Source organism: Polynucleobacter arcticus (assembly GCF_013307205.1).
In the GTDB taxonomy this organism is placed as follows: domain Bacteria; phylum Pseudomonadota; class Gammaproteobacteria; order Burkholderiales; family Burkholderiaceae; genus Polynucleobacter; species Polynucleobacter arcticus.
The window spans coordinates 1,179,541-1,200,919 of record NZ_CP028940.1; the positions used below are offsets into that span (position 1 = coordinate 1,179,541).

The 21,379-nt window shown below is 46.6% G+C and carries 20 protein-coding genes, 1 tRNA gene and 1 pseudogene; 2 read left to right on the forward strand and 20 right to left on the reverse strand.

The annotated features are described in order from the left end of the window. Positions 1–29 precede the first annotated feature (29 nt). The gene (locus DN92_RS05965; RefSeq protein ID WP_173960383.1) at positions 30–215 is read left to right on the forward strand and encodes a hypothetical protein; all 186 of its coding nucleotides are present in this window, start codon (positions 30–32) and stop codon (positions 213–215) included. 73 nt (positions 216–288) lie between these two features. On the opposite strand, the gene bamC is transcribed toward DN92_RS05965, so the two are convergent. The 9 genes and pseudogenes from bamC to DN92_RS06010 form a co-directional block, all read right to left on the reverse strand. Then, a complete protein-coding gene (gene bamC / locus DN92_RS05970; protein ID WP_217426011.1) occupies positions 289–1,437 on the reverse strand; it encodes an NlpB/DapX family lipoprotein in 1,149 nt (382 codons plus the stop codon). Next, positions 1,434–2,306, reverse strand: a complete 873-nt coding sequence (dapA, locus tag DN92_RS05975) for a 4-hydroxy-tetrahydrodipicolinate synthase (protein ID WP_173961278.1) — start codon at positions 2,304–2,306, stop codon at positions 1,434–1,436. The genes bamC and dapA overlap by 4 nt, the downstream gene beginning before the upstream one ends. A gap of 76 nt (positions 2,307–2,382) precedes the next feature. Beyond that, the gene (locus tag DN92_RS05980; RefSeq protein ID WP_367651926.1) at positions 2,383–2,985 is read right to left on the reverse strand and encodes a class I SAM-dependent methyltransferase; all 603 of its coding nucleotides are present in this window, start codon (positions 2,983–2,985) and stop codon (positions 2,383–2,385) included. After that, entirely contained in the window at positions 2,957–4,159 is a 1,203-nt protein-coding gene (locus tag DN92_RS05985; RefSeq protein ID WP_173960385.1) for a tryptophan--tRNA ligase, read from the reverse strand. The genes DN92_RS05980 and DN92_RS05985 overlap by 29 nt, the downstream gene beginning before the upstream one ends. A 52-nt stretch (positions 4,160–4,211) precedes the next feature. Continuing rightward, positions 4,212–5,060 (reverse strand): 3',5'-nucleoside bisphosphate phosphatase, encoded by an 849-nt coding sequence (locus tag DN92_RS05990; protein WP_173960386.1) that lies wholly within the window; start codon positions 5,058–5,060, stop codon positions 4,212–4,214. Between the two features lie 9 nt (positions 5,061–5,069). Continuing rightward, positions 5,070–6,173 (reverse strand): cell division protein ZapE, encoded by a 1,104-nt coding sequence (gene zapE, locus DN92_RS05995; protein WP_173960387.1) that lies wholly within the window; start codon positions 6,171–6,173, stop codon positions 5,070–5,072. After that, positions 6,174–7,610, reverse strand: coding sequence for a dihydrolipoyl dehydrogenase (gene lpdA / locus DN92_RS06000; RefSeq protein WP_173960388.1), 1,437 nt, complete (start codon positions 7,608–7,610; stop codon positions 6,174–6,176). It abuts the gene before it with no gap. An 11-nt stretch (positions 7,611–7,621) separates the two neighbouring features. Then, positions 7,622–8,834, reverse strand: a pseudogene (gene odhB / locus DN92_RS06005) (2-oxoglutarate dehydrogenase complex dihydrolipoyllysine-residue succinyltransferase). A gap of 43 nt (positions 8,835–8,877) precedes the next feature. After that, positions 8,878–11,733, reverse strand: coding sequence for a 2-oxoglutarate dehydrogenase E1 component (locus DN92_RS06010; protein WP_173960389.1), 2,856 nt, complete (start codon positions 11,731–11,733; stop codon positions 8,878–8,880). A 297-nt stretch (positions 11,734–12,030) separates the two neighbouring features. Here DN92_RS06010 and DN92_RS06015 point away from each other — a divergent pair, with 297 nt between their 5' ends. After that, on the forward strand, positions 12,031–12,732 hold the full coding sequence (locus tag DN92_RS06015) for an excisionase family DNA-binding protein (RefSeq protein ID WP_173960390.1): 702 nt from the start codon (positions 12,031–12,033) through the stop codon (positions 12,730–12,732). Positions 12,733–12,817: 85 nt separating this feature from the next. Here the strand turns inward: DN92_RS06015 and DN92_RS06020 are convergent, their stop codons facing one another. The 11 genes from DN92_RS06020 to thrS all read right to left on the reverse strand — a co-directional run bounded on the left by DN92_RS06020 (position 12,818) and on the right by thrS (position 21,361). After that, positions 12,818–13,102: an H-NS histone family protein gene (locus DN92_RS06020; protein WP_173960391.1), complete on the reverse strand. Its 285-nt coding sequence runs from the start codon at positions 13,100–13,102 to the stop codon at positions 12,818–12,820. A 200-nt stretch (positions 13,103–13,302) separates the two neighbouring features. Beyond that, positions 13,303–13,704 carry a PaaI family thioesterase gene (locus DN92_RS06025; protein WP_173960392.1) on the reverse strand — a complete coding sequence of 134 codons (402 nt, stop codon included), beginning with the start codon at positions 13,702–13,704 and terminating at the stop codon, positions 13,303–13,305. Positions 13,705–13,758: 54 nt separating this feature from the next. Further along, a tRNA-Pro gene (locus DN92_RS06030) sits at positions 13,759–13,835 on the reverse strand. Positions 13,836–13,860: 25 nt separating this feature from the next. After that, entirely contained in the window at positions 13,861–14,211 is a 351-nt protein-coding gene (locus DN92_RS06035; RefSeq protein ID WP_173960393.1) for a MerR family transcriptional regulator, read from the reverse strand. Further along, entirely contained in the window at positions 14,189–14,512 is a 324-nt protein-coding gene (locus tag DN92_RS06040; RefSeq protein ID WP_173960394.1) for an integration host factor subunit alpha, read from the reverse strand. The genes DN92_RS06035 and DN92_RS06040 overlap by 23 nt, the downstream gene beginning before the upstream one ends. Before the next feature lie 42 nt (positions 14,513–14,554). Continuing rightward, complete coding sequence (gene pheT, locus DN92_RS06045) at positions 14,555–17,014, reverse strand: phenylalanine--tRNA ligase subunit beta (RefSeq protein WP_173960395.1); 2,460 nt, start codon at positions 17,012–17,014, stop codon at positions 14,555–14,557. Between the two features lie 31 nt (positions 17,015–17,045). Beyond that, entirely contained in the window at positions 17,046–18,092 is a 1,047-nt protein-coding gene (gene pheS / locus DN92_RS06050) for a phenylalanine--tRNA ligase subunit alpha (RefSeq protein WP_173960396.1), read from the reverse strand. Positions 18,093–18,121: 29 nt separating this feature from the next. Then, positions 18,122–18,487 (reverse strand): 50S ribosomal protein L20, encoded by a 366-nt coding sequence (rplT, locus tag DN92_RS06055; RefSeq protein WP_015421011.1) that lies wholly within the window; start codon positions 18,485–18,487, stop codon positions 18,122–18,124. Positions 18,488–18,512: 25 nt separating this feature from the next. Further along, the gene (gene rpmI, locus DN92_RS06060) at positions 18,513–18,710 is read right to left on the reverse strand and encodes a 50S ribosomal protein L35 (protein ID WP_046330084.1); all 198 of its coding nucleotides are present in this window, start codon (positions 18,708–18,710) and stop codon (positions 18,513–18,515) included. A gap of 161 nt (positions 18,711–18,871) precedes the next feature. Continuing rightward, complete coding sequence (gene infC, locus DN92_RS06065) at positions 18,872–19,405, reverse strand: translation initiation factor IF-3 (RefSeq protein ID WP_415836384.1); 534 nt, start codon at positions 19,403–19,405, stop codon at positions 18,872–18,874. Between the two features lie 33 nt (positions 19,406–19,438). Next, the gene (gene thrS / locus DN92_RS06070; protein ID WP_173960397.1) at positions 19,439–21,361 is read right to left on the reverse strand and encodes a threonine--tRNA ligase; all 1,923 of its coding nucleotides are present in this window, start codon (positions 21,359–21,361) and stop codon (positions 19,439–19,441) included. Positions 21,362–21,379: the final 18 nt, after the last annotated feature.

Genomic DNA, 21,379 nt, shown 5'->3' on the forward strand with positions numbered 1-21,379 from the left:
AATGATCATTTTTTAAGAGGAAATTACAAATGAAGAAGTCACTCGCACTCGTAGCAATGTTGGCAATCGCTTTGGCCGCATGCGGTAAAAAAGAAGAAGCAAAACCTGTAGAAGCTGCTCCTGCTGCTCCTGCTGCTGCTCCTGCTGCTGATGCTCTTGCTCCTGCTGCTGCTCCAGCCGCGCCTGTTGCTCCAGCTCCTGACGCTAAGAAGTAATCTTCTTCTTGAAGAAAAAAAGCCGCTGAAAAGCGGCTTTTTTATTGACTAAGAATTCATCTAACTCAATTGCTTATCGAATCATCTGCTCGGTGAGCAAGGTCAAAAGCTGTAATCCAGCAGCAGTGTTTTCAGGCTTACCATCAGCGCCTTGCACATAAATGGATGAAGCATTCTCGCTGGTTGATTTAACAACCACTTGATACTTTTTAGCCTTCAGGCTAGAGTCGTCCTTACTGCTAAATAAATTAGTGAAGAACCCTTTAGTATCACCCAAATCTTTGGGGTTTACGTAGCGAACATAGTAAATGCCGTTAGCACGGTTACGATCTTCAACGGTAAAGTTCGAGCGATCCAAGGCAAGCCCAGTATCGCGCCATGCACGGTCAAAGCCAGCCGCTATATCAATATAAGCCGTATTGACGCCCTGTTGAACTAATTTTGCCTTTGGCGTCTTGGGGCCTAGTGGAGCTGCAACCTGAGCTTTGGCCTGTTCCTGGCTCATGCCTAAACGCTCCATCAATCGAGCTAAGAAAGCTGCCTCGAGCTCAGGATCATTTGGTCGCGCCGTCCAAATTGTGGAAATACAAGAGCCAGTGCTATCAGTCGTACATTTTTCAATGGCACCACGCTGGGTGATGTAAATTTCTGTTTCGTTTGGCTTACTGACTTCCAGACGTGTTTTATATTTATCGCGCTCGCCAGTGTCGTACAAGGAGTCCAAAGCTCCACCAATAAAGGAACGGATAAAGTCTTGAGCAATCTTGGCACGATTCTCAGCCCAATCCGTCTCCATAATGCCAGTCGATGGGGAATCAATCACCAATAAGAAGCCATTCTCCTGCCAAAAATCTTTAATTTGTGGATAGAGCTCAGGGGCCGGCTTTTCAACTACCAACCAACGGCGCTCTCCATCACGGGCAATGCGCATACCTGGAATACCAGTCATCACGTTTTTTCGTGTCTGGACTGATTTTTTCACTGCAGCGTTGTACTCAGACATTGTGGCGGAGCCATCTTGAACAATATAGCGACGATCCGCCTGGGAGGTAACTAAGTCCGGAGGAAGAGATAAGTTAGGCCCACGAACTGCTCCAGCAGACTTATAGTCAACAGTGTCATTCGTTGTCACTGATTTGCAAGCTGTTAAGCTAAAGCACACAGCGGAAAGTATCAGCAAGACTGCGAAATACTGGCGCAGAAGTTGGAGCAAATTCATCATAGTAAGCCGGCCTGTTTCATTGCAGTCTTCAAAGGTTCGCGCAAAGCAACACTCAAAGGGGTTAAAGGCAAACGAATTCCAGCTGTGATTTTGCCCATTTCATGCAGGGCCCATTTCACGGGAATTGGGTTCGCCTCGGTAAACATGGCTTTATGTACAGCCAATAATTGATATTGAATCGCACGCGTTTTAACAACATCATCAGACATAGCCGCCTGACATAAGTCATGCATCAAACGTGGCGCAATGTTTGCTGTAACAGAAATATTTCCTTTGCCACCCATCAGCATCAGCATTGCAGCAGTTAGATCATCGCCAGAGAATACCGAGAAATCATGATGTCCAGCACGCTTTAAATCAGCGAGCAATAAGGTGCCTCGCTCAATGCTACCGGTTGCATCTTTAATACCGATAATTCCAGGCAATGCGGCAAGACGAACCGTAGTTTCACCAGCGAGGTCAGCAACCGTTCTACCAGGAACGTTATAGAGAATAACTGGCAAATCAACAGACTCTGCGATCTTCTTGAAGTGAGCAAACATACCGTCTTGAGTAGGCTTGTTGTAATACGGGACAACCTGCAGACTTGCATCAGCGCCAACTGATTTAGCAAATTTGGTTAACTCGATTGCTTCTGTGGTGGAATTTCCACCAGTTCCAGCGATGACAGGAATGCGTCCAGCAATGTGATCAACAGCTACTTTAATCAGTTCACAGTGTTCTTCAACAGAAACTGTTGGCGACTCGCCACTGGTACCCACGATGACGATACCATCTGAACCTTCGTTGACATGCCAGTCGAGCAATGAACGCAAGGCAGGGAAATCTAAACTTCCATCCTCTAGCATCGGAGTCACAATAGCCGGCATGCTGCCAGCGATGGGCTTTTTACTGACTTGGGATTGGCTTGTATTAGTCACTGAATGTGTCTGATTTATCTGAATGTTAACCACCAAATTGTAACGGAACGTACCCTTTTAAATGCCCTTTTACAGCAACAATCCGCTGAACCATGGCTGGTTTAGGCTGATCAAGGTAAATATCCTCGTAAGCAATCACTTTGAGGCCCGAGCGTGCAGCCAAAGCGAGTAATTCCCCTGATTTCAGTAGGAAATTAGGGTTGGATGGCCGCCCAAACTGGGCATTTCCATCGGCGAAGGTCTCGTAGATAAAGATACCCCCATCACTCAACATCCTCGGCAGTTCATCTAAAAATGGACGATATAGGTAATTTGTAACCACAATTGCTGAAAACTGCTGGCCTGCCAAAGGCCAAAGGGCACCTTCCAGATTCTCTTGCAGGGCTTGAATATGAGGATTTTTTAAACGCTCAATAGGCTCAATATCTTGATCAACCGCTAAAACCGTATGACCCAGGGATGCTAACAATCCAGCATGCCTGCCAGCACCACAAGCCAAATCCAAAACCAACCCCTCGGCGGGTATAAGAGCAGCAAAACGCTTTACCCAAACGGAGGCATCTGCAATGACATCGTGATTTGAGATCAAGGGATTAACTTCAATCGTACGCAAGACCCATAGACTCACGGACCTCACGCATTGTTTCTTGAGCAACCTTACGCGCTTTATCGCAACCATCAGCAATAATTGAACGCAGCAGGCTTGGATCATCTAAGTACTTCTGTGCGCGCTCAAACATCGGTTGCTGCTCAGCAAGAATCGCATCGATTACTGGCTGCTTGCACTCTAAACAGCCAATACCCGCTGACTTACATTCTTTTTGTACCCACGTTTTAGTATCTTCACTGGAATACACAGTATGCAGTTGCCAAACTGGGCAACGCGCAGGATCGCCCGGATCGGTTCTGCGAACGCGAGCCGGGTCCGTTGGCATAGTACGTATAGAGCGAATGACTTCTTCCGGCTTCTCGCGAATGCTAATCGTATTACCGTAGGACTTTGACATTTTTTGTCCGTCAATGCCTGGCATACGCGAAGCGGAAGTGAGCAAAGCTTGCGGCTCTGGCAAAATAATTTTACGGGCGCCCTCCAAGAAACCAAACAATCTTTCACGGTCCGCCATGGAAAGACTTTGCGCTTCTTGAAGCAATGCCTTAGCTTGCTCTAAAGCCTCGTCATCACCCCGCTCCTGAAACGCTACGCGCAACTCAGCGTACATCTTGGCGCGCTTACTACCTAATTTTTTAACTGCTTCCAGGGCCTTCTCTTCAAAGCCAGGCTCGCGACCATAAAGATAGTTAAAGCGGCGTGCTACTTCACGTGTCATCTCGACGTGAGGAACTTGGTCTTCACCAACCGGCACAAATTGCGCACGATAAATCAGAATGTCGGCAGCTTGTAACAAAGGGTAGCCTAAGAAACCATAGGTCTGCAGATCTTTTTCTTTAAGCTTGTCAATTTGATCTTTATAGGTTGGAACTCGCTCAAGCCAGCCCAGTGGAGTACCCATTGAGAGAAGCAAAAATAGTTCAGCATGCTCAGGCACTTTGCTCTGAATGAATAAAGTCGCCTGATTAGGATCAACCCCACATGCAAGCCAATCAATCACCATATCCCAGACCGACTGCTCAATCAGATCGGGGGTTTCATAATGGGTTGTTAAGGCATGCCAGTCTGCTACAAAAAAGTAGCAAGGATACTCAGACTGCAAACGAACCCAATTCTTTAAAACACCATGGTAATGGCCGAGGTGCAAACTACCGGTTGGTCGCATACCAGAGAGAACGCGTTCTTCAAACATCTTGATCTTTATTCTTTAAAGGTAATAAAACAGGTTGGGTGTAAAAAGTCGCTTAATGAAATAGCGTCCATACAGGGGTTAAATGCTCAGGTAGATGTGGCAAAGTCCCAAGGTCAATATAACTCTCTTCTGGATCGTGAAAATCAGATCCTCGAGAAGCCAAAAATCCATAATGCTGGGCAATCTTGCCATAGGTTTGATATTGATTAGGGCTGTGGCTACCAGTGATTACTTCAATGGCTATCCCGCCGATGTCCTTAAAATGCTTGTAAAGTTCATCCATCTGCATAGCACTCAACTTGTAACGCCCAGGATGCGCAATCACAGCTGCACCACCGGCACCCTTAATCCAGGCTACTGCGTCATCTAATGATGCCCAGAGATGGGGTACATAACCAGGCTTGTCTTCGACTAAATAATTCTTAAAGACATGATCGGTATCACGGCAAACGCCTTGCTCAACCAAAAAGCGTGCAAAGTGTGTACGAGAAATTAAGTCATGGTTACCAGCGAAATGGAGGGCACCTTCATAGGCGCCAGCGATGCCCACCTTCGATAATTGCTCGGCCATCATTTTGGCGCGATTGCCCCGCCCATCGCGTGTACGACGCAATCCCTCTAAAATTCCTGCATGGGTGGCATCAATTCCGAGGCCAACTATATGAATGGTCTGACCCATCCAGCTGACAGAGATTTCAACTCCAGAAACATAATCCATACCTAGCAAGCTCGCCGCAATTCGGGCTCTTTCCTGACCGCCCAACTCGTCGTGATCGGTCAACGCCCATAATTGAACACCATTACCGTGAGCACGCTCTGCCAGCTGCTCAGGCGTTAAGGTTCCATCAGAAACCACGGAATGGCAGTGTAAGTCGGCGTTTAGGCTGGAATGACTGGTCATAGGCCTATTTTAGGTCAAGCTGGTGTCAACCACACGGCGAGGTGCATCTAGGTAGTCGCGAGATTGCATCTCTATCAAGCGAGAAACTGTCCGAGAGAACTCACTAGTAATCTGCCCCTCGGTGTATAAATCGACTGCAGGAACCTCCGCAGAGATGATTAACTTGATTTTATGGTCGTAAAGAACGTCAATTAGCCAGATAAAGCGGCGGGCTTCATTAGTCATCCTAGGGGGCATATAAGGCACCCCGGACAAAATCACCGTATGAAACTGGCTAGATATCTCCAGGTAATCATTCTGGGATCTTGGGCCGCAACACAAGGTTTCAAAATCAAACCACACCACCCCTTCGGCCATGTGAAGCGGCCTTAACTCTCGAGACTCAATACGCAGAACAGGACGAACTAACTCCTTCTGATTTCCAATCAACCTCTGAAACATCTGCATCAGAATCGCACTGGTATTGGCATTTACAGGCGTGAGATAAGCCTCTACTTGGGCCATTTGCACACGACGATAGTCATTACCCGCATCGACATTCATGACATCGAGCTGCTCTTCAAGAAGTTTAATTGCGGGAAGCAAACGGTCGCGATGCAAGCCATTGGGATACAACTGACTCGGTTGATAGTTCGACGTCATCACAAACTGAACGCGATCTTCGAAGAGCGCGCTCAACAAACGATAGAGAATCATCGCATCAGCAATGTCATTAATATGAAACTCGTCAAAACAGATCAGCCGGTATCTATTGGAAATTCTTTTTGCAAGCTCATCCAGAGGGTCTGCCATACCAGAGAGCTCATGAAGCTCACGATGTACTTCTCGCATGAACTCATGAAAGTGAATACGAATTTTTTTCTCTAAAGGGGATGCAGCAAAGAAGCAATCCATTAAAAAGGATTTGCCGCGACCGACACCACCCCATAGATAGACGCCACGGGGTAGCTTGGGTTTAAAGAGTTTCTTTTTTAAGCCGTTACTGCGAATTTCTTTGTAAGCAACCCACTCATCTTCGCAATCTTGCAAACGCTCAATAGCAGCTAGCTGCGCAGGATCACTGTGATACCCGCGCAGCTTTAACTCTTGATGGTAGTACTCTAATGCTTTCAATTACATGTTTAATGCACGTTTATCCGTCGCCAATGCCGCTTCACGCATTACTTCAGATAAGCTAGGGTGAGGATGACAGATACGAGCAATATCTTCAGCGGCCGCTTTAAATTCCATAGCTACAGCTGCTTCAGCGATTAGGTCAGAAGCATTTGGTCCAATAATGTGAACACCCAAGATTTCATCTGTCTTTTCATCGGCCAATATTTTGACAAAACCCTCGGCTCGATCCATACCTAAAGCACGGCCGTTGGCAGCAAATGGAAATTGACCAGCTTTGTAAGCAATACCAGCCTGCTTTAACTCCTCTTCATTTTTCCCAACCCAAGCAATTTCAGGATCGGTATAAATTACCCAAGGAATACAGTTGTAGTCGATGTGCGGCTTTTGACCTGCAATCGTTTCAGCAACTAAGACACCTTCATCTTCAGCTTTATGTGCCAACATCGGTCCGCGCACGACGTCGCCGACAGCATAAACGCCAGGAGCTGCAGTAGCGCAGGTATGGTCATCGACTGGAATAAAACCACGTTGGTCAACTTGTAGGCCAATCTTATCAAGGCCTAACTTATCCGTATTGGGTACGCGACCAACAGAAACAATCAAGCGATCACACTCTAGTTTCTGAGCCTTACCTTCGCTATCGATGTAATTCACGACAACACCTTTTTTATCTGCTTTCACTTCACCAATCTTGACGCCCATATTGATTTTGAGGCCTTGCTTCGTGAAGATCTTTTGCGCTTCTTTTGCGATACCTTGATCGCAAGCACCCAAAAACGTAGATGAGGCTTCAAGAATAGTCACATCAGAACCAACACGACGCCATACAGAACCTAATTCCAATCCGATTACGCCAGCGCCAATGACACCCAGCTTCTTCGGAATAGAGTCAAACTTGAGACCGCCTTCGTTATCGCTAATCAATACGTTATCCACCGGAATATTCGGTAAGTGACGTGCTTTAGATCCAGTAGCAATGATCACATTCTTAGCAGTAACGACTTCTTGATCTTTGCTGTCGATCTTGACCTGGTAGCCATCAGCACTCTTGCCTTCAAAGGAGGCGTGACCCTTTAGCAAAGTAATTTTGTTTTTACGGAATAAGAACTGAATACCAGCAGTCATCTTGGTCACAATCGCATCTTTACGAGCGATCATTTTGTTTGAATCCAGCTTGACAGAGCCCACGGTAATACCATGATCCGCAACATGATGACTAATCTTCTCAAACTCTTCAGAGGACGCGAGCAAGGCCTTTGATGGAATGCAGCCGACATTCAGGCACGTACCGCCTAAACGTGGCTCACCTTTTGGATCGTCATAGGCATTCGATTCAGCACAGGCTACCTTGAAGCCCAATTGGGCTGCACGAATCGCAGCAATATAGCCGCCAGGGCCGCCGCCAATAACTACTATGTCAAATGATTGACTCATATTCTCCCCTCTTATAAATCAAGTAGGAGACGTGAAGGATCTTCTAAAGCATCCTTCATTGCAACCAAACCAAGGACAGCCTCACGGCCATCGATGATCCTGTGGTCGTATGACAATGCCAAATAGTTAATTGGGCGAATGACGATTTGACCATTCTCTACTACAGCGCGCTCTTTAGTGGCATGAATACCCAAGATGGCAGACTGTGGAGGATTAATAATTGGGGTAGATAGCATCGACCCAAATACACCACCGTTAGAGATCGAGAATGTGCCGCCAGTTAAATCCTCTAAAGACAATTTACCTTCGCGAGCTTTAGTGCCAAACTCAGCAATCTTTTTCTCGATATCCGCCAAATTCATTTGATCAACATCACGCAAAATAGGAACTACCAAGCCACGTGGTGAGCTCACCGCAATGCCGATATCAAAATAACCGTGATAAACGATGTCATTGCCATCAACTGAGGCATTCAACAATGGGAACTTCTTCAATGCATGAGTTGCAGCTTTAACAAAGAAAGACATAAAGCCCAACTTCACTCCGTGAACTTTCTCAAACTGATCTTTGTACTTGTTACGCATGGCAATGACCGGCGCCATATTCACTTCATTAAATGTGGTCAAAATGGCGTTATTTGCTTGAGACTCTAGCAAACGTTCAGCAATACGAGCACGCAAACGGCTCATTGGAACGCGCTCTTCTGGGCGGTCACCCATCGGAATTGGTGTACTTGGCAATGCAGCAGATTTTGTACCGCCAGCGACCGCATTCAGTGCATCCCCTTTAGTCACACGACCATCGCGACCAGAACCTGCAACTTGACCAGCGCTAATATTGTTTTCGGCAAGAATTTTTGCAGCCGAGGGAGCGGCAGCGGCACTAGGTGACTTAGGGGCTGGGGCTGGGGCTACTTTAGCTGGCGCAGCAGCTGGTGCGGCAACGGCTGCAGGTACAGGTGCAGCAGTAGCAGCGGCAACCGCAGTGCTATCAATCTTTGCAATCAACTGCTCAGCAACAACAGTACCACCATCAGCAATGACGATCTCTGTAATAACACCAGCAGAAGGAGCTGGAACTTCCAATACGACTTTGTCAGTTTCAATTTCAATCAAGATCTCATCTTGACCGACAGCATCGCCGACCTTTTTTTTTCCACTGCAGCAGAGTAGCTTCAGCTACTGACTCAGAGAGTTGGGGAACTTTAACTTCAAAAATAGCCATGATTAATCCTATTTAATATTTATATATAGAGTGATGTCCACGATTACTTCGTAATGACATAACCCTTCAGTTTTGCGAATGCAGCCGTAAGGAGAGACTTTTGTTGTTCTTGATGGAGGTGGGCATATCCACATGCTGGTGAGGCTGATGCTGGTCGACCTGCATATGCCAACTTTGTGCCCTCAGACATATTCTCCAAGATATTGTGCTGAACAAAGAACCAGGCGCCTTGGTTTTGTGGCTCATCTTGACACCACACTATCTCAGTCAGATTGGGATACTTCTTCAACTCCGCAGTCAATGCCTTGTGCGGAAATGGGTACAACTGCTCCAAACGAATAATCGCAACATCATCCAGTTTTTTATCGCTACGTGCTTTAGCTAAGTCGTAATAGACCTTTCCAGAACACATGACTAGACGAGTAACCTTCTTACCGTCAATGGCCACATCGCGCTCAGGCAGAATTGTTTGGAAACCACCCTTAGTAAACTCAGACAACGGTGAAGCAGCTTCTTTATTTCGCAATAATGATTTTGGCGTCATCAAGATCAACGGCTTCCTGAATTGACGAATCATTTGACGGCGTAATACGTGGAAGATTTGCGACGCTGTTGTCGGCTGAATGACCTGCATATTGGTATCAGCACACAACTGCATAAAGCGCTCTAAACGGGCCGATGAATGCTCCGGGCCCTGACCTTCGTAACCGTGAGGAAGCATCATGACCAAACCATTTGCACGGCCCCACTTCACTTCACCGGAGGCAATAAATTGATCGATTACTACCTGAGCGCCGTTAGCAAAGTCGCCGAACTGAGCCTCCCAGATGGTTAACGTATTTGGTTCTGCAGCAGCATAGCCATACTCGAAACCGAGCACAGCCTCTTCGGATAGGATTGAGTCGATAACAACAAACGGAGCTTGATCCTTGGCGATATGACGTAAAGGAATGTACACGCCTTTATCCCACTTCTCGCGGCTTTGATTATGAAGCACCGCGTGACGGTGAGTAAAGGTACCGCGGCCGCTATCCTCGCCGGACAGACGAACTGGATAACCACTAGCAACCAAAGAAGCGAAAGCCATATGCTCGCCCATACCCCAGTCGATATTCACTTCACCGCGTCCCATAGCAGCGCGGTCTTTCAATACCTTCTCTACTAGCGGATGAATCTGAAAGCCTTCACGAACAGTAGAAACTCTCTCGGCTAAACGCTTCCATTCAGTTAATGGAATCGCTGTATCTGCCTCGTCGGTCCACTTCTTATTCAAAAATGGTGACCAATCTACAGCAAACTTCCCTTGATAGTTACTCAATACAGGATCGGAAGTTTGCTTACCAGCATCCATCGCAGCACGATATTCTTTCACCATTAAATCACCGGTGCCAGCTGGTAATATGCCTTGCGCCTCTAACTTGTCTGCATACAGTTTGCGCGTCCCTGGATGCGCAGCAATGATTTTGTACATTAAAGGCTGGGTCATCGCAGGTGAATCCTGCTCGTTATGACCTAACTTTCTAAAACAAACAATATCAATCGCTACATCTTTATGGAACTGACTGCGGAACTCCACTGCAAGCTTAGTAGCTAAAACAACCGCCTCAGGATCATCGCCATTCACGTGCAACACAGGGGCATCGATCACCTTCATGATGTCGGTGCAATATAAACTCGAACGCAAATCACGTGGATCTGAAGTTGTAAAGCCAATCTGGTTGTTGATCACGATATGAATCGTGCCACCAGTGGAATAGCCGCGAACTTCAGCCATGGCCAAAGTCTCTTGCATGACGCCCTGACCAGCAATTGCCGCATCTCCGTGCACGAGCACTGGCAATACTTGCTCGCCCAACATATCGCCACGACGCTCCATACGAGCGCGGGCAGAACCCTCTACGACTGGATTGACGATTTCTAAATGGGAAGGATTAAATGCCAACGACAAATGCACTGGGCCTGATGGTGTTGAAATGTCACTAGAGAATCCTTGGTGATACTTGACGTCACCTGCAGGTAATGTTTCCGGGCCTTTGTGCTCGAACTCAGCAAACAGATCCGTTGGCATTTTGCCCAAGACGTTAACTAGTACATTCAAACGGCCGCGATGGGCCATACCAATCACAATTTCTTGTACACCTTTTGAGCCGGCTTCACGCACCAGCGCATCCATACAAGGGATAAAACTGTCCCCACCCTCAAGTGAGAAACGCTTTTGACCAACATACTTCGCTTGAAGGTAGCGCTCCAGGCCTTCGGCTGCAGTCACACGATCCAAAATTTGACGCTTCTCGTCAACGTTGAATCTCGGGGTCGAGCGGATGGACTCTAATTTTTCTTGCCACCACTTTTTAATCTTTTGGTCGGCAATGTACATGTACTCAGCACCCAGAGTACCGCAGTAAGTTTGACGTAAGGCCTGCAATAGATCACGCAAGGACATCTCTGTCTTGCCAAAGAAAGTATTGCTAGTGTTGAAAACGATATCCATATCGCCGTCAGTAAAACCGTAGAACGCAGGGTCTAACTCCGGAATATCCGGGCGCTCTGTACGCTTAAGAGGGTCAATATCTGCCCAGCGATTACCGACGTTACGGTATGCGGCAATTAACTGTTGAACGGCAACGCGTTTGCGTCCCATCTCCGAGTCAGCTGAATCGGAAACAGTTTTGATGGGGCCTTGTTTGGCCCGCTCAGCAAATGAAGCAACAATCGGCGCGTGCGCAATATCGACTCTAGAGGAGCCATCTGCTGCAGGGACTTGCTTCACGCCATCGAAATAATCTCGCCAATGATCCGCTACGGAAGCTGGATCGTGCAAGTAGGATTCGTAGAGCTCTTCTACGTAAGGGGCGTTTCCGCCGAAGAGATAGGAATTATCTCTTTGATCCTGCATCATGATGCTCACCTTTCATCGGGTTTCCCGAATAAAAACTGTGGTTAAAACCATTCGGTCTACGGCTTTACCGCTTGACGAATTGATCTGTGCAAATACTGTGACAACCTGTCTAATTTAACACGATTACCCATTGATACATAAAGGACTTTCCCTAACTAAGTCGGCTTGGTAGTCATTTTCCCGATTTAGCCTTGAATAAGAATTTTCCTACTGAGGTTTAAACCCCGCCCGACAGATTCCCATGGATTTGCTTCGTATTCTCTAAATCTTCAAATGAATTAATGGGATTAAGGATATATGAAAGCAATTACCCCAGAAATGGAATATTTAAGTACCAGACAGAGTGCAAAGGTATTGCAGGTATCTCTTGGTACAGTACAGAAAATGGTGGAACTGGGTGAGTTAATCGCCTGGAAGACCCGTGGTGGCCATCGGCGTATCTTAGCGAGCTCATTAGAACAGCAGCTAGCACGCCGTAAAAGGTCGATGCGGCAAAAAACGACTCAAAACTGCATTGCCATAGGCATTTTTAGGAGGGTTGAAAATAGCCATGAATTAATCGAATCTATTCAATGCTGGCAATTAAAGGTGGATTTAGAGGTATCGGTAGATAGCCTTGAGGGTCTCATGAAGGCGGTTTCGATTGCACCAGATTTAATATTTCTGGATGCCCTGATACCGCCAGTTGAGCAAGTCCATTTGATCCATTATCTGAGTAAAAACAAGGACACCCAGCGTATTCCTATTTTGGTAGATGAGGGCTTTATCCGACTTCACCCCGGGGTAATGGGTTTAGCTGATGAAAATACTGTTGGCGTCAAACCTCAATGCCCAGATATTCTCCAAGAAAAGCTGGAGAATGGCCTCATTGATGAAAACCCCTTAATTATTGGCTATCCCGCCACAAATCCAGAGCTAGAGAGTACATTGGGGAATCAGAATCGACATGCGCTATTGGAGCCTATTTTTGTCCAAGCGCTCAACAGAAAATGTGCCTAGACTTACCCACCCCTAGATTGATTAAAAGCCGCTCGGTTCACACAGAGCGGCTTTTTTATAAATTAATTCCATTTAAATCAATAGCTTATATCAAGAAGTTGGCGCGATCTCTACCTTCTATCCATTTTGGAGCCTTACCGCGACCCGTCCACGTATCACCAGTAGATGGGTTACGGTACTTTGGAGCAACCTTTCCACTAGAGCTTCGTACACCCGATTTACGACTAAATAAGTCTGAGGCTGTTAGATCGTATTCCTCGATGATCAGCTTAGCTTTTGCAATACCATCAGCCTTTTCACGCTGTACCGCTTCTTTAATTTGCTTGTCCAACTGCTCGCGCTGGGCTAATAGCTCTTTATAGGAAGACATATATTAATTCTCCGAATATGAATTGTCTGAACTAACTAGGAATTAGTTAATCCTATGTTGAGATTATATACATACATTAATAAATAAGCCTATAAATACTGCATATTAGCCATAACCCTACAAAACTAAATGAATTAACTTATTAATATTTAAATAAATAACATAATAATTATAAATACAATATTTATTAGTATTTACTGTTATCTTCTCAGCATAAATGTACCGCTAGATTTTGCGGTGATTTCACCAGCCTCATTCAAAACTACAGCCTCACAGTAATTAATCGTTTTGCCGGCCTTCAGTACGGAGCCCTCCACTACGATTTTGCCAATACTGGGACGCAAGAAGCTAACACTCATATCGATGGTCATGGCGCCAAGTGGTTGATCATTTGTACTCCGGGCCGCTGCACCCATCGCAAAATCCAACAGGGTCATCACTACGCCACCATGGGCAATGTGAAAGCTATTCTCAAACTCGGGCTTAATTACCAAGCTAATCCGTGATTTACCGCCCTCCGCGAACTCCGGCACCACACCCAAGTGAGCTAAAAAAGGAATGCTTAATCCAAAATAAGTAGTGTCGCTGGTGTTTGAAGTCATAGAAAGACCGATGGGTAGGAAAGATTGGGGGAAAAGGATGAATACCAAATTGATTGGTCGGGGCGAGAGGATTTGAACCTCCGACCACATGCACCCCATGCATGTACGCTACCAGGCTGCGCTACGCCCCGACGGAAAAGAAAATTGTATCAGTAACTATTTGGAGAGAATTTGTAAAACGGCTTGCAGCTCATCTCGTAAGCGAAGCTCGCCACGGGCTTCATCGAGACGATTACGGGCACCACTAATCGTAAAGCCCTCTTCATATAAAAGCGCTCGAATCTTACGAATTAAAACAACTTCATGATGTTGGTAGTAGCGACGATTGCCGCGACGTTTTTGGGGACTTAACTGCGAGAACTCTTGCTCCCAATAACGTAAGACATGGGAGCGAACACCGCAAAGATCGGCAACCTCACCAATAGTGAAATAGCGCTTAGCGGGGATTGGGGGGAGCTGCGAGCTGAGCAGCACCGACCCAGCATCAAATACTGTTTTCTCGAGCATGCGACTCAACTACGTCCTTGAGTTTTTGACTTGCGTGGAAAGTGACAACACGGCGAGCCGCAATCGGAATCATTTGGCCTGTTTTTGGGTTTCGGCCGGGTCGTGCAGACTTATTACGTAACTGGAAATTACCAAACCCAGAAATTTTCACCTCTACGCCAGTCTCCAAAGAACGTCCAATGCGATCAAAGAATGCATCAATCATATCTTTGGCCTCACGTTTATTGAGACCCACCTGATCGAAGAGCGCTTCAGAGAGCTCGTTCTTGGTAACGGTGTCATTGCTAGCTAATTCATTCATGTCTGAAGTCTCTTCGTGCTGTATCTAGGGCTAATATTAAACCTAGCGCAGACGAGCTGCGCAATTTTTCTCAAGCGCCGCCATTAAAGCGGCCATAGTTGCTTCAATTTGGGTATCTTGCAATGTTTCTTGGGGATTTAACAAAGTAACGCGGAACGCCAAACTCTTCTCATCATCCGCCATGCTACTTGAACCAGGCTTTGCCTTGAATTCGTCAAATAACTCGATTGCTTTAACGAAGTTCGGCTTCTTTACCTTCATTGCATCGAGTAAAGTCTGTGATGAAACGGATTGCTTCACCACTACCGCCAAATCACGTTGCACTGCGGGAAACTTGCTGAGCTCTTCCGGCTGCGGAATACCCAGATTACGAATAGACTCTAAGTCCATTTGAAACAAAACTGGAGCCTGGGGTAACTCATAAGCTTGCTGTAATCGTGGATGCAATTCGCCGATCCAGCCAATGTTGCAATTACCCGCTGGGGTCATCAATTGAATTTTGGCACTACGACCAGGATGTAATGCAGGATGTGCGGCAGCTTCGGTTGTGAAATACAAGGGATCCAGTACGCGCTCTAAATCACCCTTACCATCAAAGAAATCCACTAAACGGTTATCGCTTGCCCATTGCTCAGGCACAAATGAACCATAAGCCAAGCCACCCACCAGCTGTGGTTGATAAAAACCAGCTACCTTGCCAGCCTCTTCTTGAATATTTTCATCACGTTTAAATACCCGACCCGTTTCAAACAAACGCACACGACCAGCACCGCGATTCAAGTTTGCCTTCAGGTTAGCCAATAAACCACCCCAGAGATTACTTCGCATCACGCCATACTGGCTCGCAATTGGGTTGAGTACGGTAATGAGATCTTTTTCAGTAGCGGCAGCTAGGCGTTGCTCACTTTCTGAGTCGATAAATCCAAAGTTCACCGCCTCTTGATAACCTTGAAGTGCCAAACGTTGGCGTAACAAATGTACCCCACGTTTTGACTCAGCCTTAGCACTCATCTTCAATGAAGCGACTGGTGGCACATCAGGAATGTTTTCAAAGCCGTACATACGGGCGACTTCTTCAATTAAATCTTCTTCTATTTCGATATCAAAGCGATAGCTTGGCGGTGTCACCACAAATACATCACCTGCCTCTTTTTTAAACTCAAACCCTAGACGCTGAAACACATCAGCCACAATTTCAGAAGTCAACGGAATACCAATGACCTTCATGGCACGAGCCAAACGCATACTGACAGGTTTACGCTCAGGCATAGCTAATACTTGGTCGTCAATTGGGCCCGCTTGGCCACCGCAGACTTCAATAATCATTGAAGTTAAGTACTCCAAGCAATTAACGGTATTTTGTGGGTCAACGCCGCGCTCAAAGCGATGCGCCGCATCAGTGCTGAAATTAAAACGACGGGCACGTCCTTGAATTGCTGAAGGCTGCCAATAAGCCGCCTCAACATAAATATTCTTAGTGTCATCAGTTACTGCGCAATGATTGCCGCCCATGATGCCCGCCAATGCTAGTGGGCCTTTTTGATCGGCAACTATGCCAGCATCTTGCATCTTGCCAGCAGAATCAGGCCCTTGTAAGGTAACCGTCTGGCCGTTTAACAACTCGAGACTTTCGCCTGGCTTCGCCCAGCGAACAGATAAATCACCAGTTAGTTTATCAATATCAAATACATGGGTCGGTTGACCCATCTCCAACATAACGTAGTTGGATAGATCTACCAAAGGAGAAATGCTTCTTTGCCCAGCATGACAAAGACGTTGAATAATCCAATCCGGCGTCTTAGCCTGAGGATTCACCCCTCGAATGACACGACCCGCAAAGCGTCCGCAGAGGTCAGCGTTGTCAACAGTTACTTTAAGCTTATCTTGGATAGAGACGTTTACAACATTCCACCGAGGTGCACACAATAAAGCGCCGGTAATTGCGGATACTTCGCGTGCCATACCCATCAACGAAAGACAGTCCGCCTTATTGGGCGTTAACTTAATCACAAAGATTTGATCATCCAAATCTAAGTACTTACGAATATCTTCACCAACTGGTGCATCACCAGGTAACTCCAGAATACCCTCGTAATCATCACCAAGGCCAAGCTCGCGACCAGAGCACAACATGCCCTGACTTTCTACACCGCGTAGTTTGCCTGTCTTAATCATGAAAGGCTTACCGCCAGATTCTGCTGGAGGCAATTCTGCGCCAACTAATGCACATGGGATTCTGATACCGACGCGCGCATTCGGCGCACCACAGACGATTTGCAACTCTTGACCAGTTCCGGCATCCACTTTACAAACTCGCAAACGATCAGCATCCGGATGCTGCTCCGCAGAGAGGATTTGTGCAACAACAATTTTTGTAAATGCAGGAGCTACTGAGTGCTGCTCTTCAACCTCGAGACCTGCCATTGTCATGGCATGACCTAAAGCATTGCTATCCAGTGAGGGGTTTACATATTGGCGTAACCAAGATTCAGAAAATTGCATATGCGCTATCTACTATTAGAAGGTTAGCTAATTAAGCTGGAAATTGCGCTAAAAAACGAAGATCATTCTCAAAGAAAAGACGTAAGTCATCAACGCCATAACGTAACATCGTTAAACGCTCTAGACCAGAACCAAAAGCAAAACCGGTGTAGCGCTCAGGGTCAATACCCATATTACGCAAGACATTCGGATGCACCTGCCCTGCTCCAGAAATCTCCAACCAACGGCCGGCTAACTTGCCGCTACCAAAGGCCATATCGATTTCAGCGGAAGGTTCCGTGAATGGGAAATAGGAAGGGCGGAAACGAACTTGTAATTCATTCGTTTCAAAAAAGGTTCTAAGAAAATCGGTATACACACCCTTGAGATCTGCAAAGGAAACACTTTCTGCAATCCACAAACCTTCGACTTGATGAAACATGGGTGAGTGAGTTGCGTCGCTATCTACCCGATAAGTTCTGCCGGGAGCAATCACTTTGATAGGGGGCATCACATCCGCATCCGCATACTTCTTAACATGCTCGCTCGCGTAACGAACCTGAATTGGGCTAGTATGCGTGCGCAATAACAATGGCTTCCCATTAGCATCTTTGCCATCAATGTAAAAAGTGTCCTGCATAGATCGGGCAGGATGATTCTCAGGACTATTTAAGGCGGTGAAATTAAACCAATCGGTTTCAATTTCCGGGCCATCTGCTACATCAAAACCAATCGAGCGGAAGATCTCTTCAACGCGCTCCCAGGTGCGCATCACAGGATGCAAACTACCTACAGCTTGGCCACGACCAGGCAAGGAAACGTCAATTGATTCTGCCGCAAGGCGTTGCAGCAATACTGCATCAGCCAATGCCTGGCGACGCTCTTGTAGCGCAGCTTCAACTTGGGTTTTGATTTGATTAATTTGGGCGCCAGCACTCTTGCGTTCATCAGGCGACATTCCACCAAGCGCTTTTAAGCGCTCAGTGAGAACACCTGACTTACCGAGATACTTGGCTTTCGCGTCCTCTAGAGCTGCCGAATCGGCAGCTCTGAGGAAATCGCGTTTAGCATCCTCGACAATGTGGTCGAGAGAAACCATTGCAGCTTAGTTTTTAAATGAACTAAGAATTAAGCTGCAGCGCTTACTACGGATTTGATCCGAGTAACCAAAGCAGCAAAAGCCGCTTTGTCAGCAATGGCCATATCAGAAAGTACTTTACGGTCGAGTTCGATCGCAGCTTTCTTCATACCATTCATGAATACGCTATAGGTCATGTCATGCTGACGAACTGCCGCGTTGATACGAGCAATCCACAATGCGCGGAATACACGTTTCTTATTACGACGGTCGCGGTATGCATATTGACCAGCACGCATAACTGCTTGCTTAGCAATACGGAATACGTTTTTACGACGTCCACGATAACCTGTTGCGGCATCGGTGATTTTCTTATGACGGGCTCTTGCTGTAACCCCACGTTTGACTCTTGGCATTTAATTCTCCTAATCTAGTCTGAGGTTAAGCGTAAGGAAGCATGGAGCGAATGGACTTAACGTCTGCCTTCGCAACTTCGGTAGTACCACGGAGGTGACGCTTATTCTTAGTGGTTTTCTTGGTGAGGATGTGGCGTTTAAAAGCCTGACCTCGTTTGATCGTTCCGCCTGCGCGAACCGTGAAGCGCTTTTTGGCGCTACTCTTGCTCTTCATCTTGGGCATAAAGCACCCCTTCTTCTGCATGTGCAACATAGGTGGTAACCGACGGTTACGCTTCCTGTACCTAGAAGCACTTCTCACTACCGGAGTCCTTAGTAATTCACTAGGAACCCCTCCCTACTTAAACAACAAACTTCATCTTGCGAATAGGTTTGTTATGTTTATTACTTCGCCTTACGAATGGGGGCCAATACCATCACCATCTGGCGACCTTCCATTTTTGGAAACTGCTCTACTTGACCAAACTCAATCAGGTCCGACTTCAAACGTTCCAACATTCTGACTCCGATTTCTTGGTGGGCCATTTCACGACCCCGAAACCGCAGCGTAATCTTTGTCTTATCGCCATCTTCCAAAAAGCGGATTAGATTGCGTAGCTTCACACCATAGTCGCCATCATCCGTGCCGGGACGGAATTTGACTTCCTTCACCTGAATCACTTTTTGCTTGAGCTTAGCTTCATGCAAACGTTTGGCTTCTTGGTACTTGAATTTGCCGAAGTCCATAATGCGAACTACAGGTGGCACAGCCGTCGGAGCAATTTCAACCAAATCGGTTTCTTTCTCTTCTGCTAAAGCCAGGGCTTCACTCAACTTAACTACACCGATGGGTTCTCCATCTAGTCCAATCAGACGCACTTCAGGAGCAGTAATCTCCCGATTTATGCGCTGCGATTTATCAGTAGCGATCTTCTTAATTCCTTTAAAAAAACAATAAAAACCATTCCACCCCTAGCTAGGCTCGGGTCCGACTTTCTGAGAAATATCCTGCTGGAGTCGGGCAACGAAAGCATCAAGAGGCATTACACCTAAATCCACTCCGCCACGGGCACGAACGGCCACCGAATTACTTTCTGCTTCTTTATCCCCAACAACTAACAAAAATGGGAGCTTCTGTAATGCGTGCTCGCGTATTTTATACGTAATTTTCTCATTCCGCAAATCCGATTCGACTCTAAACCCTTGTTTTTTCAGAGATTGCTGGACTTGTTGGGCATAAGCAGCGGAATTATCAGAAATATTTAGGACTACAGCCTGGGTCGGAGCAAGCCAAACTGGTATATTTCCAGCGTGGTTTTCGATCAAAATGCCGATAAAACGTTCCAAAGAGCCCACAATTGCCCTATGAAGCATCACAGGAGCCTTACGGGTGTTCTCTTCCGTGACATATTCAGCGCCTAAACGGGCTGGCATCGAGAAATCCACCTGAATAGTGCCGCACTGCCAAGTACGCCCAATCGAATCCTTCAGGTGATATTCGATTTTAGGACCATAAAAAGCTCCCTCGCCCGGCAATTCTTCCCATTGCTGGCCCGAAGCAGTTAAGGCACCGCGTAAGGCAGCCTCAGCTTTATCCCAAATGGCGTCATCACCAACACGCTTGGCTGGACGTAAAGCCAGCTTGACAGCCACTTCAGTAAATCCAAAGTCTTTGTAGACGTCGCGAACCGCTTTATCAAATGCAGCCACCTCTGACTGGATCTGATCTTCAGTACAGAAAATATGGCCATCATCTTGGGTAAATCCACGAACGCGCATGAGGCCATGCAAAGCACCTGATGGCTCATTGCGATGGCATTGTCCAAACTCACCGTAACGCAGAGGTAACTCACGATAGCTATGTAAGCCTGAGTTAAAGATCTGGACATGACCTGGGCAGTTCATCGGCTTTAATGCATAAGCACGATTCTCCGACTCAGTCGTAAACATATTTTCTTTGTAGTTATCCCAGTGACCCGACTTTTCCCAAAGACCACGATCCAGAATTTGTGGGGCCTTGACCTCTTGATAACCTTCGCGCTGATACACGCGGCGCATGTACTGTTCAACTTCTTGCCAAATAGACCAACCCTTAGGGTGCCAAAAAACGAGACCCGGCGCTTCAGGTTGGAAATGAAATAAGTCTAAAAACTTACCAAGGCGACGGTGATCACGTTTCTCGGCCTCTTCTAGCATGTGCAGGTGAGCGTCTTGGTCTTCTTTTTTCAACCAAGCTGTACCGTAAATACGCTGCAGCATCTCATTCTTACTATCTCCGCGCCAGTAAGCACCAGCAACGCTCAGAAGCTTAAAGACCTTGAGCTTGCCAGTTGATGGCACATGGGGTCCACGACATAAGTCAGTGAACTTGCCTTCAGAATACAAAGAGACATCCTCGCCTTGCGGGATGCTAGAAATAATTTCTGCCTTGTAGTTTTCGCCTTGATCTTTAAAGAACTTAACAGCTTCATCACGGGGCATGACTGTTCGATTAACCGGCTCATCTTTTTTTGCGAGCTCAGCCATTTTCTTTTCCAGCGCAACTAAATCATCTGGCGTGAATGGGCGATGAAATGAAAAGTCATAGTAAAAACCGTTTTCAATTACAGGACCAATTGTGACTTGCGCCTCTGGAAATAATTCTTTAACAGCGTAGGCGAGTAAGTGAGCAGTAGAGTGGCGAACAATCTCTAGCGCCTCTGGGCTTTTATCCGTAATGATTGCTAGGCGACTATCTTTATCAACGACAAAGCTGGCATCTACCATGTTGCCCTCAACAATGCCCCCTAAGGCAGCCTTAGCAAGGCCGCTACCAATGCTTTGGGCAACGTCAAGAACGCGAACGGGAGCGTCGAACTCACGTTTAGATCCGTCTGGCAGAGTAACTACAAGCATGACAACTCCATCAATTAA

Excerpts from the sequence above, each read along its gene's own strand:
- bamC (WP_217426011.1), bottom strand. The coding sequence starts at position 1,437 with ATGATGAATTTGCTCCAACTTCTGCGCCAGTATTTCGCAGTCTTGCTG.
- DN92_RS06020 (WP_173960391.1), bottom strand. The coding sequence starts at position 13,102 with ATGTCTTCCTATAAAGAGCTATTAGCCCAGCGCGAGCAGTTGGACAAG.
- thrS (WP_173960397.1), bottom strand. The coding sequence starts at position 21,361 with ATGCTTGTAGTTACTCTGCCAGACGGATCTAAACGTGAGTTCGACGCT.
- rpmI (WP_046330084.1), bottom strand. The coding sequence starts at position 18,710 with ATGCCCAAGATGAAGAGCAAGAGTAGCGCCAAAAAGCGCTTCACGGTT.
- dapA (WP_173961278.1), bottom strand. The coding sequence starts at position 2,306 with ATGCCGGCTATTGTGACTCCGATGCTAGAGGATGGAAGTTTAGATTTC.
- lpdA (WP_173960388.1), bottom strand. The coding sequence starts at position 7,610 with ATGAGTCAATCATTTGACATAGTAGTTATTGGCGGCGGCCCTGGCGGC.
- DN92_RS06040 (WP_173960394.1), bottom strand. The coding sequence starts at position 14,512 with ATGAATGAATTAGCTAGCAATGACACCGTTACCAAGAACGAGCTCTCT.
- DN92_RS05985 (WP_173960385.1), bottom strand. The coding sequence starts at position 4,159 with ATGTTTGAAGAACGCGTTCTCTCTGGTATGCGACCAACCGGTAGTTTG.
- DN92_RS05990 (WP_173960386.1), bottom strand. The coding sequence starts at position 5,060 with ATGACCAGTCATTCCAGCCTAAACGCCGACTTACACTGCCATTCCGTG.
- pheT (WP_173960395.1), bottom strand. The coding sequence starts at position 17,014 with ATGCAATTTTCTGAATCTTGGTTACGCCAATATGTAAACCCCTCACTG.
- rplT (WP_015421011.1), bottom strand. The coding sequence starts at position 18,487 with ATGCCAAGAGTCAAACGTGGGGTTACAGCAAGAGCCCGTCATAAGAAA.
- DN92_RS05965 (WP_173960383.1), top strand. The coding sequence starts at position 30 with ATGAAGAAGTCACTCGCACTCGTAGCAATGTTGGCAATCGCTTTGGCC.
- DN92_RS06025 (WP_173960392.1), bottom strand. The coding sequence starts at position 13,704 with ATGACTTCAAACACCAGCGACACTACTTATTTTGGATTAAGCATTCCT.
- DN92_RS06010 (WP_173960389.1), bottom strand. The coding sequence starts at position 11,733 with ATGATGCAGGATCAAAGAGATAATTCCTATCTCTTCGGCGGAAACGCC.
- DN92_RS06015 (WP_173960390.1), top strand. The coding sequence starts at position 12,031 with ATGAAAGCAATTACCCCAGAAATGGAATATTTAAGTACCAGACAGAGT.
- DN92_RS06035 (WP_173960393.1), bottom strand. The coding sequence starts at position 14,211 with ATGCTCGAGAAAACAGTATTTGATGCTGGGTCGGTGCTGCTCAGCTCG.
- pheS (WP_173960396.1), bottom strand. The coding sequence starts at position 18,092 with ATGGTTTCTCTCGACCACATTGTCGAGGATGCTAAACGCGATTTCCTC.